At 28.5% G+C, this 2,554-nt stretch carries 2 protein-coding genes; both read left to right on the top strand.

The features are described 5' to 3' along the window. Positions 1–309 precede the first annotated feature (309 nt). Positions 310–1,167: a MurR/RpiR family transcriptional regulator gene (locus HGPG_RS03800; RefSeq protein WP_019124734.1), complete on the top strand. Its 858-nt coding sequence runs from the start codon at positions 310–312 to the stop codon at positions 1,165–1,167. A gap of 59 nt (positions 1,168–1,226) precedes the next feature. Continuing rightward, positions 1,227–2,399: a M20 metallopeptidase family protein gene (locus HGPG_RS03795; protein ID WP_019124733.1), complete on the top strand. Its 1,173-nt coding sequence runs from the start codon at positions 1,227–1,229 to the stop codon at positions 2,397–2,399. The last annotated feature ends 155 nt before the right edge of the window (positions 2,400–2,554 follow it).

The following is a 2,554-nucleotide window of genomic DNA, read 5'->3' as shown; positions in this document are numbered from 1 at the left end:
ATAGTTATAAAAGACTTTTGAATCACAACTTAATATAATCCCAATAGTAGTCAAGAAATAACTTTTTAAAAATAATAATATTTTATTCATTAATTAAAAACAAAACCTCTCCTGGTGCACAAATAAAATACACAGGAGAGGTTTTTAAAATTAAAAAGCAATTAAGGTATTTTAAATCATAACAAAACACCATTTACAAGTTATCACTTTATCAAATCTTTAAAAATGAAAAATTTTTTTCAAAAGTATTGACAAATGAAAAAAATTTTAATATACTGATGGAAAGACTTGATGAAGGGAGGTTAATTATTGAGGGAAAATGTTTTAGATTTAATTAGTAAACAATATAATACTTTTTCAAGATCTAATAAAATAATTGCTAAATACATGTTAAATAACTATGATGTTATTCCGCTAAGAACGATTATGGAATTAAAAGAGGAGATAGGTGTTAGTGAAGCGACAATAAGTCGATTTCCAAAGCTATTTGGTTATAAATGCTATGGTGACTTCCAAAAAGATTTTGAGCAATACAGGGAAAAACGTTCTCTTTCATTCGAGGAAATCAAATATAATTTAAAAAACGAAGATGGTAATTTTTTATACACCGAAATATCGAATTGTTTGGATGCTTTAAATACCTTATATAGCAAAGAATTAGAAGAAAATCTAAAAGAAGCTTCAAACTTGTTACATAAATCGAGAAAAATAGTAATATTTGGCTCAAGAACATCTAGGTCACCTGCTATATTTTTATATTATATGTTGAGTGAATTTTCTCAAAATGTATATTTTTTGGAAAATATAAATGATGATATTTCATTTAAACTTGATGGATTAGACGAAAGGGATGCCTTTATAGCAATCAGTTACCCAAAATATACAAGGCTAACTTTTGATATAATTAAACATTTAAAAAAACAGAATGTAAAGATTATATCTATTACTGATTCGAAAATTTCACCCATTGCCAAGCACTCAGACATTGTTTTAGAAGCCAAAAATAGTTCTAAGACTTTCACTGTAGTTTCAACAATAACTGTTATAAACGCCTTGGTACTATACTATGCGAACTTGGATAAAGAAAAGAGTTTATGCAACTTCAATCAAACAAATAAAACATCTAATGATTTAGAAATATATTTAGATGATTTTGAGGATAATTGATCTATACATTTTATTATCTATAGTAAATTATTTTAAATATAAGGTGGTGATTTAAAAAAATGAATATAGAAAAAATAGCAAAAGAAGAAGTAAGAAAAATTAATAATGAGTTAATCGAAATTCGTAGAGATTTTCATATGAACCCAGATTTGTCTTATGAAGAAAAAAGGACATCAAAAAAGATAATGGAATATTTAGATAAATGGGATATAAAATATGAAACCAATTTTTATAATAATGCAATTATAGCCACTATAGGCAATAACAAAACGAATAAAAAAATAGGATTTAGGGCAGATATGGATGCACTACCTCTAGTAGAAAAAAATAATTATGAATATAAATCTAAAAATGAAGGCATAATGCATGCTTGCGGACATGACGCACACATGACAATATTGTTAGGATTAGCAAAAACTTTAAAAAATCATGAAGAAAACCTTAACGGTGAAGTTAAGTTAATATTTCAACCAGCAGAGGAAGCTTCTCCTACAGGTGGAGCACAAGGTATTTTAGAGTCAGGAAAAATAGGAGATTTAGACTATATATTTGGTTTACATATGTGGCCATTTATAAAAGGCGGAACCTTTGGAATACTGAGTGGACCAATAATGGCTTCATCAGATCATTTTTATATAAATATAAGAGGGGAAAGTTCTCATGCTGCAAAACCACATCTTGGAATAGACTCTATTCTAATAGGATCTCAAGTATTACAAGAAATTCAATCTATAGTTAGTCGAAACATCGATGTTTTGAGTCCAGCTGTGATTACTGTAGGTAAAATCACAGGTGGAACTAGATACAATATACTAGCTAACTTCTGCCAATTAGAAGGAACAGTTAGGACTTTTAATGAAGATGTACGAGACTACATTGAAGAAAAATTAGGTTTAATTTTAAAATCGAAAGAAATTGAACATGGGTGCAAATGCGAATTAATATACAAGAGAGGATATCCTGTTGTTGTAAATGACAAGGAAGCTACTGACCTTATTAAAAGTGTTGCTATTAGTTCTTTCGAAGAAAAAGTTGTTGATGATATTTGCGAAATTTCAACAATAGCAGAAGATTTTAGTTATTATCTAAAGAAGTACAAAGGGTCATTTATATGGTTTGGTGTTGATGGAAATCATGAACCACTACATTCAGATACTTTTGACATAGATGAAGAAAACATATGGATGGGTTCATACCTATTTGCGAAAGTGGCAGAAAAATATTTGAAATAAAAGGAGAGGTATAGTTTGAAGAGCATTATCAAAGACTTTCAAGTTAAAGTTGTAGAACTGGAATTGAAAAAGAGTTGGAAAATATCATTATATGAACAAAAGACAAGACCACATTGTGTAGTGAAAATAATTACAGAGGATGGTCTTGTAGGATA

This window comes from Peptoniphilus grossensis ph5 (assembly GCF_000311825.1).
GTDB lineage: Bacteria > Bacillota > Clostridia > Tissierellales > Peptoniphilaceae > Peptoniphilus_A > Peptoniphilus_A hominis.
The sequence above is the reverse complement of the archived record's forward strand: the minus strand, read 5'-3'. Positions and strand labels throughout refer to the sequence as shown.

Excerpts from the sequence above, each read along its gene's own strand:
- HGPG_RS03795 (WP_019124733.1), top strand. The coding sequence starts at position 1,227 with ATGAATATAGAAAAAATAGCAAAAGAAGAAGTAAGAAAAATTAATAAT.